The sequence below is a fragment of the Streptomyces sp. DH10 genome, from assembly GCF_029813805.1.
Taxonomy (GTDB): Bacteria; Actinomycetota; Actinomycetes; order Streptomycetales; family Streptomycetaceae; genus Streptomyces; species Streptomyces coeruleofuscus.
This window is the reverse complement of the sequence record NZ_JARVKU010000034.1, coordinates 40,932-56,324: the sequence shown is the minus strand read 5'-3', so window position 1 is coordinate 56,324 and position 15,393 is coordinate 40,932. Positions and strand designations below refer to the sequence as shown.

9 protein-coding genes are annotated in these 15,393 nt (G+C 71.6%); 3 read left to right on the top strand and 6 right to left on the bottom strand.

Features of this window, described 5'->3' with window-relative positions:
- Nucleotides 1-5: 5 nt before the first annotated feature.
- Entirely contained in the window at nt 6-1,262 is a 1,257-nt protein-coding gene (gene dxr / locus QC385_RS40745) for a 1-deoxy-D-xylulose-5-phosphate reductoisomerase (RefSeq protein WP_279546462.1), read from the bottom strand.
- Between the two features lie 96 nt (nt 1,263-1,358).
- The gene (locus QC385_RS40740) at nt 1,359-3,299 is read right to left on the bottom strand and encodes an acyl-CoA dehydrogenase family protein (RefSeq protein WP_279546461.1); all 1,941 of its coding nucleotides are present in this window, start codon (nt 3,297-3,299) and stop codon (nt 1,359-1,361) included.
- Between the two features lie 334 nt (nt 3,300-3,633).
- On the opposite strand from QC385_RS40740, the gene QC385_RS40735 reads away from it, so the two are divergent.
- The 3 genes from QC385_RS40735 (at nt 3,634) to QC385_RS40725 (ending at nt 8,153) form a co-directional block, all read left to right on the top strand.
- Entirely contained in the window at nt 3,634-4,647 is a 1,014-nt protein-coding gene (locus QC385_RS40735; RefSeq protein ID WP_279546460.1) for a LacI family DNA-binding transcriptional regulator, read from the top strand.
- A gap of 155 nt (nt 4,648-4,802) precedes the next feature.
- Nucleotides 4,803-6,845, top strand: coding sequence for a glycoside hydrolase family 31 protein (locus QC385_RS40730; protein ID WP_279546459.1), 2,043 nt, complete (start codon nt 4,803-4,805; stop codon nt 6,843-6,845).
- Nucleotides 6,846-6,965: 120 nt separating this feature from the next.
- Nucleotides 6,966-8,153, top strand: coding sequence for a sulfotransferase family protein (locus QC385_RS40725; protein ID WP_279546458.1), 1,188 nt, complete (start codon nt 6,966-6,968; stop codon nt 8,151-8,153).
- A 34-nt stretch (nt 8,154-8,187) separates the two neighbouring features.
- On the opposite strand, the gene QC385_RS40720 is transcribed toward QC385_RS40725, so the two are convergent.
- The 4 genes from QC385_RS40720 to QC385_RS40705 are packed head-to-tail and all read right to left on the bottom strand — an operon-like array spanning nt 8,188 to nt 15,300.
- Nucleotides 8,188-8,901 carry a glycoside hydrolase family 12 protein gene (locus tag QC385_RS40720; protein WP_150483322.1) on the bottom strand — a complete coding sequence of 238 codons (714 nt, stop codon included), beginning with the start codon at nt 8,899-8,901 and terminating at the stop codon, nt 8,188-8,190.
- A gap of 35 nt (nt 8,902-8,936) precedes the next feature.
- Nucleotides 8,937-11,126: a glycosyl hydrolase family 95 catalytic domain-containing protein gene (locus tag QC385_RS40715; protein ID WP_279546457.1), complete on the bottom strand. Its 2,190-nt coding sequence runs from the start codon at nt 11,124-11,126 to the stop codon at nt 8,937-8,939.
- Nucleotides 11,123-13,102, bottom strand: coding sequence for a beta-galactosidase (locus QC385_RS40710; protein ID WP_279546455.1), 1,980 nt, complete (start codon nt 13,100-13,102; stop codon nt 11,123-11,125). The genes QC385_RS40715 and QC385_RS40710 overlap by 4 nt, the downstream gene beginning before the upstream one ends.
- Entirely contained in the window at nt 13,099-15,300 is a 2,202-nt protein-coding gene (locus QC385_RS40705; RefSeq protein ID WP_279546454.1) for a 1,4-beta-glucanase, read from the bottom strand. Before QC385_RS40705 ends, QC385_RS40710 begins: the two co-directional genes overlap by 4 nt.
- Between the last annotated feature and the right edge of the window lie 93 nt (nt 15,301-15,393).

Below are 15,393 nucleotides of genomic sequence, written 5' to 3'. Positions count from 1 at the left end.
GGTCGTCATGCACGGGCCTCCGCCGTCTGTGCCGCCAGTTCCCGGGCCCGGGTCCGCGCCCAGGTCTCCGCTTCGAGGACGTCCGACACGGTGAGTGAGGTTCCCGTACGCGGGGTGCCGTGCTCCTCGACGACCCGGGTGACGGTCTCCATGATCCCGTTGAAGGGCAGTGCGCCCTGACGGAACGCCTCCACGCACTCCTCGTTGGCCGCATTGAACACCGCCGGGGCGGTGCCCGCGAGCTCGCCGACGTGCCGGGCGAGGCTCACCGACGGGAAGGCCTCGTTGTCGAGCGGGAAGAACTCCCAGGTCGAGGCCTTGCTCCAGTCGAAGGTGGGCGCGGCGTCGGGGACCCGCTCGGGCCAGCCGATGCCGATGGCGATGGGCCCGCGCATGTCGGGCGGGGTCGCCTGGGCCAGTGTCGATCCATCCGTGAACTCAACCATCGAGTGGACATACGACTGGGGATGCACGACCACCTCAATGCGGTCGAAGGGAATGTCGTAGAGGAGGTGCGCCTCGATGACCTCCAGACCCTTGTTGACGAGGGTCGCGGAGTTGATCGTGATGACCGGGCCCATGGCCCAGGTGGGGTGCGCGAGGGCGTCCTCGACGGTGACGTGGGCCAGCTCCGCCTTCGTACGGCCGCGGAAGGGACCGCCGGAGGCGGTGACGACCAGCTTGCGGACGTCGGCGCGGGTGCCGGCGGCCAGGGCCTGGAAGAGGGCGGCGTGCTCGGAGTCGACCGGGATGATCTGCCCGGGCTTGGCGAGGGCCTTGACCAGCGGGCCGCCCACGATGAGCGACTCCTTGTTGGCGAGCGCGAGGGTGCGGCCCGCCTCCAGGGCGGCCAGGGTCGGGGCGAGGCCGATGGAGCCGGTGATGCCGTTCAGGACGGTGTGGCAGTCGGACGCCGCCAGCTGCGTGGCCGCGTCCGGGCCGGCGAGGATCTCGGGGAGCGGCTCGCCCGTGCCGTACTGCGCGGTGAGCGCCTCGCGCAGGGCCGGTACGGCGTCCTCGCGGGCGACCGCGACCGTGCGCGCCCGCAGCCGGTACGCCTGCTCGGCGAGGAGGGCGACCCGGCCGCCGTTGGCGGACAGGCCGGTGACCCGGAACCGGCCGGGGTTGCGCAGCACGAGGTCGATGGCCTGCGTGCCGATGGACCCGGTGGAGCCGAGGATCACCACGTCCTTCGGGCCGTCACCCGCCACCGGGTCGTAGACGAGGTGCGGGTCGGCGAGGGGGGCTGGACTGTCGCTCATTCCTCCATTGTTGCCGTAAGCATCGTGTGTGAGGACAGCGCGTCCCCTCCATGGGGGCGCGCGCCGCACCGGCTCGCGCCCCCTCAAGGGGCCGGGTTACCGGATCGGCCGGTGGACGTTCTCCTTCTGGCTCGGGCCGGGAGTGGCGTCCGCGATCCAGGGGCCGTCGCCCGACGGGTCGACGATGCCGTGCTCCAGCCACTCGTACGTGCCCGACAGGACGCCCTTGACGACCTTGCGGTCGAGGTCGTCGGTGTTGGTCCACAGGCGGTTGAAGAGCTCCTCGATCCGGATCCGGGACTGGCGGCAGAAGACGTCGGCGAGCTGGTAGGCCTCGCGGCCGTGGTCGCCCTGGCCGCGCAGGAGCTCGGCTCGTACGCAGGTCGCGCTCATGGCGAACAGCTCGGCGCCGATGTCGACGATGCGGCCGAGGAAGCCCTGCTTGGACTCCATCCGGCCCTGCCAGCGGGACATGGCGTAGAAGGTGGAGCGGGCGAGCTTGCGGGAGGTGCGCTCGACGTAGCGCAGGTGCCCGGAGAGGTCCACCTCGTGCTTGAACTCGCTGTAGGAGGTGGGGACCTGCCCCGGGCCCGCGACCAGTTTCGGGAGCCACTTGGCGTAGAAGGCTCCCGCGTTGGCGCCCGCCTTGGCCTTGTCGCCGAGGGACTTCCCGGGGTCGATGAGGTCGCCGGCGACCGAGAGGTGGGCGTCGACGGCCTCGCGGGCGATGAGGAGGTGCATGATCTCCGTCGAGCCCTCGAAGATGCGGTTGATGCGCAGGTCGCGCAGCACCTGCTCGGCGGGGACGCCGCGCTCGCCGCGGGCCCGGAGGGACTCGGCCGTCTCGAATCCGCGGCCGCCGCGGATCTGGACGAGCTCGTCGGCCATCGTCCAGGCCATCTCGGAAGCGTAGAGCTTGGCGAGGGCGCCTTCGATGCGGATGTCGTTGCGGTCCTCGTCGGCCATCTGCGAGGCCAGGTCCGTCACGGCCTCCAGGGCGAAGGTGGTCGCCGCGATGAAGGAGATCTTGGAGCCGACCGCCTCGTGGTGCGCGACGGGCTTGCCCCACTGTTCGCGGGCCGCCGACCACTCCCGGGCGATCTTCAGGCACCACTTGCCGGCCGCCACGCAGGAGGCGGGCAGGGAGAGCCGCCCGGTATTGAGGGTGGTCAGGGCGATCTTCAGGCCCTGGCCCTCCTCGCCGACGCGGTTGGCGGCGGGGACGCGGACCTGGTGGAAGCGGGTGACGCCGTTCTCGATGCCGCGCAGGCCCATGAAGGCGTTGCGGTTCTCGACGGTGACGCCGGGCGAGTTGGTCTCCACGACGAACGCCGTGATGCCGCCCTTGTGGCCCTCGCTCCTCGGGACCCGGGCCATGACGACCAGCAGGTCGGCGACTACGCCGTTGGTGGTCCACAGCTTCACGCCGTCGAGGACGTAGTCGTCCCCGTCGGGCACGGCGGTGGCGGCGAGGCGGGCCGGGTCGGAACCGACGTCGGGCTCGGTGAGCAGGAAGGCGCTGATGTCCGTACGCGCGCAGCGCGGCAGGAAGCGCTCCTTCTGTTCCTGCGTGCCGAACAGTTTCAGCGGCTGCGGCACGCCGATCGACTGGTGCGCGGAGAGCAGTACGCCGATCGCCGGGCAGGCGGAGCCGGCCAGCGACAGCGCCTTGTTGTAATACACCTGCGTGAGGCCCAGCCCGCCGTACTTGGTGTCGATCTTCATGCCGAAGGCGCCGAGCTCCTTCAGTCCGTCGATCACCTCGTCGGGGATGCGGGCGTCGCGCTCGATGAGGGCCGCGTCGACCTTCGTCTCGACGAAGTCGCGGAGCTTGGCGAGGAACTCCTCGCCGCGCTGGGCCGCCTCGTCGGCCGGAAGGGGGTGGGGGTGGATGAGGTCGAGCCGGAAGCGGCCGAGGAACAGCTCCTTGGCGAAGCTGGGCTTGCGCCAGTGCTGCTCCCGGGCGGCCTCCGCCACCTCACGGGCTTCCCGCTCGGTGACGGCGGGACGGGAGGAGGGGGTGGTGGAAGCGGACATGAGGGTCACCTCGCCGCATATAGGGCTGTTGAGGACCGTACGTTACCGATCAGTGCTACTGGATCGTTGGTACCCGAAACCGGACGCTCCCACCAGTCCTCGCGCGTCCGTTCAGCCGAAGGGGGCGCAACACTCCCGGACTTGTCGGGGGCCTGACGACGGTGTTGCATCAAGGTGCCGGCCAAGAGTCGGCCACCCCTCCGGGAAATAGGTATCGAAGCGCTTCGACAACCTATGGACACGTACTCCCGCTGGAGCTACTGTCGAACCACCCTCACCCACCCATATCAGTAACGCGCATCGTCGAAGCGCTTCACAAAGCTTGGAGAGCTGGATGGTCACCCTCGCCGAGGTCGCCCAGCACGCCGGAGTCTCGGCGAGCACGGTGAGCTATGTCCTCAGCGGCAAGCGGTCCATCTCCGCGAACACCCGGCAGCGGGTCGAGCGGAGCATCCGCGAGCTCGGGTACCACCCGAACGCCGGGGCCCGCGCCCTGGCCAGCAGCAAGTCGAACATCATCGCGCTGATGGTCCCGCTGCGCACGGACATGTACGTGCCCGTGATGATGGAGATCGCCATCGCGGTGGCGACCGCCGCGCGGACGCACGGGTACGACGTGCTGCTGCTCACCGGTGAGGAGGGCCCGGACGCGGTACGCCGCGTCGCCGGCAGCGGGCTCGCCGACGGGATGATCCTTATGGACGTCGAACTCGACGACGAGCGGCTGCCGTTGCTGCGCGCGACGGACCAGCCCTCCGTGCTGATCGGGCTGCCCGCCGACACCAACGGGCTGACCTGCGTCGATCTGGACTTCCGGGCGACGGGCGCCCTGTGTGTGGAGCACCTGGCGAAGCAGGGCCACCAGGACATCGCTGTCATCGGCGAGGCCCCGGCCGTCTACGAGCGGCACACCGGCTTCGCCGAGCGCACCCTCGACGGGCTCCGGTCGCGTTCCCGGGAGCTGGGCGTGCGGCTGCTGCACCGGCCGTGCGACGGCGGGTACGACGCGATGGCCGTGACGCTCGCCCGGATCCTCGACGAACGCCCGGGAACCACGGGGATCATCGTGCAGAACGAGTCGGCGGTCGAGCCGCTGCTCGCGCTGCTGCGGCAGCAGGGCCGGGCCGTGCCCGAGGACGTGTCGGTGGTCGCGATCTGCCCCGACCAGGTCGCGACGCAGGCCTCGGTGCGGCTCACGTCGGTCGCCATCCCCGCGCAGGAGATGGGTCGGCACGCCGTGGAACACCTGGTCGCCAAGTTCGAGGGGCGCGGCAGCGACGAGCTCGTGCTGATCGCGCCCGAGCTGACGGTCCGGGGCAGCACGGGGCCGGCGCCGGCCCGGCCGTAGGCATGCCGTAGGCACGCCGTAGGCACACCCCCTTCTCCCGCTCACCGACCACCGGCCCGCCTCCCAGGGCACCGCCATGTCCGCACGCCTCTGTCTGAGCACCTCTGTCTGAACACCTCTGTCTGCACTCCCCCAGGAGCACAGGAGCCCGCCACGTGAATCAGCCTGCTGAAACCCAGCCCCAGGTGAGCCTGGCGCAGTCCTCCCCCACCGTCGGCACGTTCCGCGAGCGGGACGGCGCGCTGGAGTGGAGCGGCCGTCAGGAGACCGTACGGATCGAGCCGTGGGGTCCGGACGCGGTCCGGGTGCGGGCCCGGCTCGGCGGCCCGGTGCTCGAAGGGCTCCCGGGCGCGCTCCTCGACGAGGCCCCCGCGACCCCGTCCACGGTGAAGATCGAGGAGGGGCGAGGGCAGCTGACCGTCGGGGCGCTCACCGTCGAGGTGAACGCCGAGGGCCTGGTCCGCTTCCTGCGGACGGAGGACTCCGCCGAGCTGCTCGCCGAGGACCGCGCCCACTTCTGGTGGCCCGGCTCCCGCCTCTACACGGCCGTCGGCAACGGCCACCACCGCCTGGAGCAGCGCTTCGCCGCGTACGACGACGAGAAGCTGTACGGCCTCGGTCAGCACCAGCACGGGCGTCTCGACCAGAAGGGCCTGGTCCTCGACCTGGTCCAGCGCAACGCCGAGGTCGGCATTCCGGTGCTGACCTCCAGCCGCGGCTACACCCTGCTGTGGAACAACCCGGCGATCGGCCGCGTGGAGCTCGCGTACAACGGCACGCGGTGGGTCGCCGACTCGGCCCGGCAGATCGACTACTGGATCACGGCGGGCGACCCGGCCGCCGCCCAGCGCCGCTACAGCGCGGTGACCGGCCGGACGCCGATGCTGCCGGAGTGGGCGGCGGGCTTCTGGCAGTGCAAGCTGCGCTACCGCACCCAGGACGAACTCATGGCGGTGGCTCGGGAGTACAAGCGCCGGGGCCTGCCGATCTCCGCGATCGTGTGCGACTTCTTCCACTGGACGCACCTCGGCGAGTGGAAGTTCGACCCGAAGGAGTGGCCGGACCCGGCGGCGATGGTGCGCGAGCTGGCGGAGCTCGGCATCAAGCTGGTGGTGAGCGTCTGGCCGTCGGTGTCGCCGCTGAGCGAGAACCACCCGGTCATGGAGCAGCGCGGCTACTTCATCGGCACCCAGTACGGGCCGATGGCGCATGCCGACTGGCCCGACAAGGAGGTCGCCTCCACGGTCCAGGTGGCCTTCTACGACGCCACCAACCCGGACGCCCGGGAATTCGTGTGGTCGAAGGTGAAGGAGAACTACCTCGACCCGTACGGGATCACGGCGTTCTGGCTGGACGCCGGCGAGCCGGAGCTGAAGCCGGGCTTCCAGGAGAACCTGCGCTACTGGGCGGGCCCGGGCCTGGAGGTCGGCAACAGCTACCCGGCCGAGAACGCCCGCACGTTCTACGAGGGGCTCGTCGCCACCGGCGAGGAGGAGGTCGTCAGCCTCAACCGCTCGGCCTGGGCGGGCAGTCAGCGCTACGGCGCCGCCCTGTGGTCCGGGGACATCGGCACGGACTTCCCGACCCTGCGCCGCCAGATCGCGGCCGGCCTCAACACCGCGCTGTCGGGCATCCCGTGGTGGAACACCGACATCGGCGGCTTCCACGGCGGTGACCCGGACGATCCGGCGTACCGGGAGGTGATGGTCCGCTGGTTCCAGTTCGGCGCGCTGTCCCCGCTGATGCGTCTGCACGGCTTCCGCGACCCGGGCATGCCGCTGGGCCCGGAGATGACCGGCGGCCCGAACGAGGTGTGGTCGTACGGCGAGGAAGCGCTGGCGGTCCTGGAGAAGTACCTGCGGCTGCGCGAGCGCCTGAAGCCTTACGTGCTGCGCGTCATGCGGGAGGCGCACGAGGAGGGCCTGCCGGTGATGCGGCCGCTGTTCCTGGAGTTCCCGGACGACCCGGCCGCCTGGTCGGTCGACGACTCCTACCTCTTCGGCCCGGACCTGCTGGTCACCCCGGTGCTCACCGCCGGCGCCACCGCCCGTACGGCGTACCTGCCGGCGGGGGCCACATGGACGGACGCGTGGACGGGTGAGACGTACGAGGGCGGCCGGTCCGTGACGGTCGACGCCCCGCTGGACCGCATCCCGCTGTTCCTGCGGGACGGGGCACGGCTGCCTGTAGCGGAGTAGCCGTGTCGGTGGGAGGGGTGGCCGGATCGATGGAGGTCTTCCGGCCACCCCTTCCGCCTGTTCGGCCAACTTTCGTCCGCCGCAAGCGGGTTCGAGAGTTCGAGAGGATAGGTTCCCCGCGTGTCCACGTCTCCGCTTCCCCTCACGCTGGCGAATCTGTTGCTGCGACCGGGCTTCGGCTCCCGCCGTGACCCGGACCGGATCTTCGACCGCATCGTGGTGGAAGCCGGTGAGGCGCCGGGAGACCGGGAGTTCGTCGACGGCTTCCGGTCGCTGCTGGGGTGGTGGGCGAAGGCCGAGAACCTCACCCCGGTCGGCTGGCAGTCGGCGCAGGTCCACGTGCGCCGGCATCTCACCAACCGGGCCCGGGTCCTGAGGCTGATCGCCGAGCACCCGGAGATCGAGCGGGAGCCGATCGAGAAGCCGGTGTTCGTCGTGGGGCTGCCGCGCACCGCCACCACGGTCACGCACTCCGTGCTGTCGATCTCGGACGGGCACCGGTGTCCCCTGCTGTGGGAACTGCTCGGGCCCGACCTGGAGTTGCCGCCCCGGCAGCGGCGCAGGGCGATCACGGCCGGGCGCCGGCTGGTGCAGGGCACGGACCTCTTCGCGCCGCGTTTCCGCGACATCCACGCGATGGCCGCCGAGGGGCCCGAGGAGTGCACGTTCGCGCTCCCGCACGCCCTCATGCCGTTCTCCCAGGCCCGTATCCCCGAGTACCTGGCCTGGCACTGCGAGCGGGACTTCACCGCCGACTACCGGTACCTCAAGCAGGTCTACCAGGTGCTCCAGTACGGCCGTCCGCGCCGCCGCTGGGTGCTGAAGTCCCCGATGCACCTGGAGAACCTGGACGCGCTGCGCACGGCCTTCCCCGACGCCACGATCGTGTGGTGCCACCGCGACCCGGTCACCGTCGTGGCGTCCTTCTGCTCGCTGATCGAGCACGGCATGGCCGTCAGCACCCGCCCGCTCGACCTGGCCGGCATCGGCGCCACCTGGCTCGGCCTGCTGAGCCGTGCCATGACGCGCGGCCTCGCGGCCCGGGCCGCCATCCCGGCGGAGCAGCTGGTGGACGCCCCGTACTCCTGGCTCGGCTCCGATCCGGCGACCGGCGCTCCGAAGCTCTACGCGGCCGTCGGCGCTCCCTGGACCGAGGCCGACGCGGCCCGTCTCCCCGCGGCCGTCGCCCGGCCCAAGGGCACCCGCAGGCACACCTACGACCTGTCCCGCTACGGCCTGACCCGCGCCGAGGTCGAGTCGGCGTTCGCGGACTACAACGCGCTGCGGGCCGAGGTCGACCGCGCCTGAAGCTCGGCGCGGCCGGCCCCGGCCCCGGGAGGCGTCAGCTGCTGCTGACCGTCAGGTTGTTCGTAGTGAAGTTGAGTCCGCCGGACGACGAGGTGACCTCGTAGCCGAACTGGACGTCACCGATGGTCTCGTTGCCCATCCAGCGCTTAGTGTCCTTGATCCACTTCAGGATCGGCAGGATGTTGACGGTGCCGGAGTTGGAGTCGGACGTCCGCAGGAACGAGAAGACCTCGTTGCTGCCGTTGCTGCCCTTGTAGACGTTCCAGGTGTGGCCGCCGAGGCTGACGGAACCCTGGGAGGTGCCGATCGGGCCGACCGCTCCGTTGTAGTTCACCCAGAGCATGATCTCGTAGTCGTAGTCCGTGTCCCAGACGTCGTACGACGAGTTGTACGCGCCGGACGACGGGACGGAGACGTTGTAGCTGCTGGACAGGGAGCGCAGCGAGTCGATCGACTTGTTGATCACCTTCTTGGAGTTCGGGTACGACTTGATGCCGCCGGTGTTGGGGTGGTCGGCCCAGACACCCCAGTTGGTCCCGGAGTTGGCCCAGGTGCACTGGCTGCCGGCGCCGGAACCCCAGATGTTGTTGTAGAGCGTGTAGCCGTTCAGGCTCGTGTTGCCCCACTGGTCGCAGGAGTTCCAGACGGCGGCGGAGGCGGGGGCGGAGGCGAGGCCTATGGTGGCGCCGAGTGCCAGGGCGGGGGCGAGCAGGGCCTTGGTGACCCTGCTCAAGGTGCGTGATGCCATGGTGTCCCTTCCATGGGGTGGGGGGATGGGGGGAACTACCACGCCCTCGGGGTGAGGACGTGGTCTTCTCCGGCGACCAGGTGGAGGGATTCTGCGCCGGAGGAAGTCCGCAGTTCGACGCGGTGGGTGCGGCCCGGCCGGATGACGGCGGCCACGCCGTCCGGGGACCAGGTGAGGTCGATCTCGGCCCCGAACCGGGTGCGCACACCGCGCAGTGCGCCGCTGGGGTAGGCCGTCGGCAGCGCGGGCAGCAGGACCAGCCGGTCCGGGGTCGACTGCACGAGCATCTCGATCAGCACGGCGGGCAGGGTGTGCGCGGCGTCGGCGTTGTAGACGTTCCGGTTCGGGTAGTGGGCGCTCATCAGGGACGCGTGGAAGAAGTCGCCGTCCAGGACCTGGCCGAGGGCGTGGGCGACGTGGCCGGCGTCCCTGAGCCGGGCCGCGATGAGCGCATGGTGCAGGTGGCCGTGCGCGGAGTCGTTCTCGGCGCCGCGCAGTTCGAGGGCGCGGTGCGCGGCGGCCGCGAGGTCGGGGGTGTCGTAGGGGGTGATCTCGTCGAGCGGCCAGACGCCGTAGAGGTGGCTGAGGTGGCGGTGGTCGTAGGAGTCCTCCAGGCCCGGCCAGGCCCATTCCGCCAGGGCTCCGTCCTCGTTGATCCGGTGCGGCGGGAGCCGGTCGGCGAGGGCCAGCCAGCGGTCGGCGTCGGGGCCCGGGTGGCAGGCGGCGGCCGTGCGCAGGGCGTGGCGGGCCGCTGAGAGGTCCATGGCCGCGTTGAGGGTGCCCCAGCTCGCGTTGGCGGGCCGGTTCTCGGGCGAGTAGGAGGGAACGACGACGAGCCGGCCGTCCTCGTCCGTGCGGGTGAGGAAGTCCTCGTAGAACAGGGCGACTTCGGCGAGCGCGGCGGCGGTGCGCGGGTCGCGGGTGCCGTGGGTCTCGTCGTGGTCGACCAGCGGCTTGAGCAGCCAGTCGGCACCGGCGGTCCACAGGTGCAGCGGGTACTCGCGGCTGAAGTGGTACGAGTGGCCGGACTCGCCGTCGGTGTGGGCGGGGGCGACGGCGCCCCGGGTGCCGAAGACCGCGCGGGCGTTGTCGCGCCAGTCGGGGAGCTGGCGCTGGATCAGCGAGGCGTGGGCCTCGGTGACCTCGGGGAGGGCGGCGGCAGCGGCCGACGCGGTCTGGAGGTTGAGGTTGGCGTCGTTGGTGAACGCTCCCGACCAGGCCGTGTCCCAGTCGCCGGTCCACAGTCCGGTCAGGCGGGGCGGGAAGAGGCCGCTGGCGGACAACAGGTGGTAGCGGCCGGCCGCGAACAGGCGCTCCAGCAGGGCGGCGCTGCGGGGCCGTTTCAGCAACTCCGTGCCTGGCAGCGCCCGTTCGGCAGGGTCGGCGGCCAGGTCGAGGGTGACGCGCTCGTAGGCGGTGCGGTGCAGGGCGGCGTGGCGGCCGAGGAGCTCGTCGTACCCGGTGAGCAGGTCGCGCAGGGCACGGCCCTCCCCCACCACGTCCAGTTCGCCGGTGTGCCGGTGCACCCGGGTGAGGAGCAGCACGGAGCGTGCTCCCTCGATGTGCACGCCGGGGGGCGTGAGGGTCGTGGTGCCGCCCGTGCCGGCGAGCAGGGTGACGCCGGTGCAGGCCAGGTCGCTGTCCGGGTAGCGGGCGCGCAGGCTCAGCAGGGCGCCCTCGGGGGTGAGGACGGCTCCGTGGCCGACGCCCAGTCCGGCGGGGGCGCCGGGCAGCCGGTGGTCCAGGTCGATGTCGAGGGTGAGGCCGGGCCCGGTGACCTGCTGGACGATCACGTCGTCGGCCCGGGAGACGAAGAGGCGGCTGGTCCAGCCGGTGCAGGCCGCCCGCACGACTCCGGTGGTGAAGTCGACGTCGCGCCGGTAACCGGGGCTCTCGCCCGGTGGCCGGCGCAGCCGGATCTGGAAGGCGGGGTGGAAGGGCTGCACCCACTGGAGCGGACGGCCGTCGGTGAAGCTCTCGGCCGCGGTCGTGTCTCCCGCCAGGAGGCGGTCCTGGAGAGCGGGGAGATCTGCGGCGAGCTGCGGGGGCCGGGGGTCCCTGCCGTTGGGCCGCACCAGGGTGTGGTGCGTGACGACGACCCGCTCGTCGTTCGGGTCGCCGAACACGAGGGCGCCGTGGTGGCCGTTGCCGCTCAGGAAGCCGTCCTCCCAGCGCGCTGCCGGGTGCGGCTCCCACGTGCCGTGGACGGGTGCGGAGTCGGTCATGGCCGGAGTACCGCCGCCCCGTAGCGGCCGAGGGTGACCCGGTCGGTGACGGCCGTCCCCGTCAGCAGGTCCCGGTGCGTGCCGGGGACCTCGACGGTCACCGGCTCGCGGCCGTGGTTGAGCACGAACAGCACCTCGCCCCTCAGGACGGCCTCGACCTGCTCGGGGAGGCCGTCGAGCACCGGCCGGACGCCCGCGTCGCCGGCGATCCGGGCCAGCAGCTCGCGCAGGGCCTCGGGCTCCGGGAGCGTGGAGAGGTACCAGGCCCGGCCCTTGCGCAGTACGGCGGGCATGCCGTCCAGTTCGCCACCCTTGTAGCAGGCCGTGTGGTCGGGGTCGGCGGGCTCGATCTCCTCGGACCACAGCGTGCCGCGGAAGCCCTCGCACGCGACGGTCTCCCCCGCGTCCAGCGGCCACCACTCGTGCAGCGTGCGGATGCCGAACAGCTCCCGCAGCCGGGCGTCCATGCCGCCGGGGCGCACTCGGTCGTCCTCGTCGGCGACGCCGGTCAGGAAGCCGCAGACGAGGGTGCCGCCGCCGCGGGCGTAGGCCAGGAGGTTGTCGATCGCCGCGTCGGTCAGCGCGTACAACTGGGGGACGACGACCACCGAGTACGGCGTCAGATCGTGCTCGGGATGAGCGAAGTCGCAGGTCAGCTTCGCCTGCCAGAGGGCCAGGTGCCAGGCGCGCAGGACGTCCGGGTATTCCACCCGGCTGGACGGCCGGCCGTCCTGGGCGCCGGCCCACCAGGCGTTCCAGTCGTGCAGGACGGCGACGTTCGCGGTGATGTGCCGGCCGGTCACCTGCGGGGCGATCCTCGCCAGGTCCGCGCCGAGCTGCCTGACCTCCTGGTACGTACGGCCTTCCGCCCCGGCGTGGCTGACCATGCCAGAATGGAACTTCTCCGCGCCCTGCCGGGACTGCCGCCACTGGAAGTAGCAGACGGCGTCGGCGCCCCGGGCCACGGCCTGGAGGGACCACAGCCGGTTGAGGCCGCGTGGCTTGGGGTGGTTCACGCCCCGCCAGTTGACCGGCCCGGCCGCCTGCTCCATGAGCATCCACGGCCCGCGCGCCTGGGAACGGGTCATGTCCTGGACGAGGGCGCCGCTCTGGGCGCCCAGCGGGTCGCGCGGGTCGGGGTAGATGTCGACCGAGACGACGTCCTCCTCCTCGGCCCAGTGCCAGGCGTCCTGGCCGACCCACAGCGGCATGAAGTTGCTGGTCACCGGGATGTGCGGGGTGTGACTCCGGACGATGTCCCGCTCGGCGGTGTAACACTCCAGGAGCATGTCGGAGGTGAAGCGCCGGAAGTCCAGCACCTGGCCGGGGTTGCGCATGTAGTGAGGCAGGCGGGGCGGCAGGATGCCGTCCCAGCAGTCGTAGCCCTGGCTCCAGAAGGCGGTGCCCCAGGCCTCGTTGAGGGCGTCGAGCGTGCCGTACTTCTCGCACAGCCAGCGGCGGAAGGCGGCCGCGGCCTCGTCGCCGTAGTCGAAGGTGCAGTACTCGTTGTTGATGTGCCACATCGTCAGGGCCGGGTGGCCGCCGTAGCGGGCGGCCAGGTCCTCGGTGATGGCGGCGGCGTAGCGCCGGTAGGTGGCGCTGGAGTGCGAGAAGTGCTGCCGGCCGCCCCACCACTCGGTGCGGCCGTCCTCGGTGACGGGCAGGGTGTCGGGGTGCAGCCGGCCCATCCAGGGCGGGGGCGAGGAGGTGGGGGTGGCGAGGACGACACCGATGCCGTTCTCGTGCATCAGGTCCATCAGCGTGTCCAGCCAGCCGAACTCCCGGGCGCCCGGCTCCGGTTCGAGCTTCGACCAGGAGAACACGCCGAGGGTGACGGAGTTGACGCCGGCGTCCTTCATCAGCCGGACGTCCTCGTGCCAGGTCTCCTCCGGCCACTGCTCCGGGTTGTAGTCGCCGCCGAAGAGGAGACGCCCCCGGGTGGCATCGCTCAGCGCGGGCTGCTTTCTCGCGGTCACCGGGCAGGCTCCCCGTACTGCACTCCGCGCCCGTTGGTGGCGATGTACACGCGGCCGTAGACGCGCGGGTCCCCGCTGATGGCCGCGCCGATCCAGCCCCACTGGTGCTGGTCGTCATTGATCCGGGTCCAGCTCTTCGCCTCGTCGTCGGAGCGGTACACGGCGGTGATGCTCTCGGTGGAGCCGACCATGTAGACCGCCGGGTAGGAGGCGCCCTCGGCGGCCTTGCCGAAGCCGAGGGTGTACGACGCCCAGCAGGTGCCGACCTTGGTGAAGGTCGCGCCGCCGTCCGTGGAGCGGTACAGCCCGTTCCACTTCAGGCTCAGCCACAGGTCGCCGGAGCGGCCCGGCGCCACGGCCAGCTGGAACTCCGCGTCGCCCGAGTTCAGGCCGGTGGCCCGCGCGGTGAAGGTCCGGCCGCTGTCGGTGCTGGCGAACAGGGTGCCGGTGGTGGTGTCGAAGGCGTAGAGGCGGGACGGGTCGACCGGGTCCGCGACGGGGACGGCACCCTTCGGGAAGGAGGCCACCTCGGACCAGCTGCCCCCGTTGTCCGCCGAGCGGAAGCCCGGGTTGCCCGCGCCGAAGGACCACAGCAGCACACTGCCGTCGGCGTTGGTGGTGATCGGTCCCGGCGCGGACTTGGCCATGGACGGCTGGGACTCGAAGGGGGACCAGGTCCTGCCGCCGTCGTCCGACCAGGCACCGTTGCCGTGGTCGCCCCAGCCGGCCCGCACGACGTACGACGGCTTGGCCGCGGCCAGCGCGAGCCCCGTCGACGTGCCGAACACCGGGTTCGACGCCATGCCGCGCGAGGGGGACGCCGTGAGCCGCTCGTGGTACATCACGCCGATGTCCCCGGACCCGCTGATCAGGTGCGCCTCTCCGGCCGGAGGAGAGATCAGCTGCCGTATGGACGCCTCCTCCAGACCGCGGATCTCCGGGGCCCAGTTCTTGAGGTCGCGGGTGCCGTACAGGGTCGCGCCGGTGCCGTAGACGACGTGCCGGGAGTCGAACGGGTCGAGGCCGACGGCCTGGATCCACCAGCCGAACTTGGGCTTGTCGGCGCCCCACTTGAGGTACGGCGTCTCGGAGACGTCGAAGACGGCCTTGTCCTTCAGGGACGTCCAGGTGCGGCCGCCGTCGGTGGTCCGGTACAGGGTGTCGACCAGCGACCAGCGGTTGTTGGTGGAGACGACGACGGTGCCGGGGCGACGGGCGTCGACGGCACAACCGCCGTAGCCGAAGGAGTCGGTCCCGCCGTCGCTCGTCGGCCCGCCGGGCTTCACGGGCGTGACCTCGGTCCACTTCCCGGTGCTCGTGCGCAGCTTGTGCACGCTGCCGTCGGACTGGCCGTTCGGGCCCGGGGCGTTGCCGTACGTCACGTACAGCTCGCGGGTGTGCCGGTCGTACGCGGCCCGGACCGGGACCTTGGCGGCGGTGCCGGCGGGCTGCCCGGGGACGGCCTCCCAGGTGGTGCCGTCGGCGGTTCTGTAGAGGTTGGCGGAGGCGCCGTCGGAATCGCCCCAGCCGGCGTAGACGCCGCGGCCCGCGGCTACGAGGAGCGTGATGCCCTGGCCGGTGGCGCTCGGGGTGGCCGGGAAGTTCACTGCCTGCCAAGTGGCGCCCCGGTCGGTCGACCTGAGCAGTCCGTCGTGCCGGGTGCCCAGCCACAGGGTGTCGCTGTCCCGCGGGTCGACGAGCAGCCGCTCCCCGCAGCCGCGCCCGTCCTCGTTGGCCCCGAGCTTCACGGTGAGGTCGGTGCGCTTCCAGGTCGCGCCGCGGTCCTCCGACCTCAGCACCGCCCCGTTGCCTGCCCAGGACTGGGCGTACGTGCCGAGGGCGAGGTACAGCCGGTTCGGGTGCGCCGGATCGACGGCCATGGCCTCCACACCGAGCAGGTTCCAGTCGTCCCAGCCGAGGTGGTCGGTCAGCGGGATCCACCGGTCGGTCCGGTCGTCCCAGCGGTAGGCGCCGCCGATGTCGGTACGGGCGTAGGCGAGGCCGCGGACGGAGGGGTGGAACAGGACGCCGGTCACGAATCCGGTGCCGCCCTGGACGACGTTGCGCCAGCGGTAGGCACCGCCTGCGGCGGGAACGGCGGCCTGGGCATGCCCCTGGACCATCGGAAGGGCGGCGACGGCGGCGGTGGCAGCGGTCCCGGCAAGCACGGCTCTTCTGCTCAGGTGGAACGTGCGCATGACATACCTCGGTTCTCACAAAAAGAGGGGGGTGGGGGATGCCTCAAGGGGCGCGGGGAACTGCGCGACAAGCCACAACGCAGCGGCACACGA

What these genes read in the sequence shown, in the direction of transcription:
- dxr (WP_279546462.1), bottom strand. Translation starts at nt 1,262, where the DNA reads ATGAGCGACAGTCCAGCCCCCCTCGCCGACCCGCACCTCGTCTACGAC.
- QC385_RS40740 (WP_279546461.1), bottom strand. Translation starts at nt 3,299, where the DNA reads ATGTCCGCTTCCACCACCCCCTCCTCCCGTCCCGCCGTCACCGAGCGG.
- QC385_RS40735 (WP_279546460.1), top strand. Translation starts at nt 3,634, where the DNA reads ATGGTCACCCTCGCCGAGGTCGCCCAGCACGCCGGAGTCTCGGCGAGC.
- QC385_RS40720 (WP_150483322.1), bottom strand. Translation starts at nt 8,901, where the DNA reads ATGGCATCACGCACCTTGAGCAGGGTCACCAAGGCCCTGCTCGCCCCC.
- QC385_RS40715 (WP_279546457.1), bottom strand. Translation starts at nt 11,126, where the DNA reads ATGACCGACTCCGCACCCGTCCACGGCACGTGGGAGCCGCACCCGGCA.
- QC385_RS40705 (WP_279546454.1), bottom strand. Translation starts at nt 15,300, where the DNA reads ATGCGCACGTTCCACCTGAGCAGAAGAGCCGTGCTTGCCGGGACCGCT.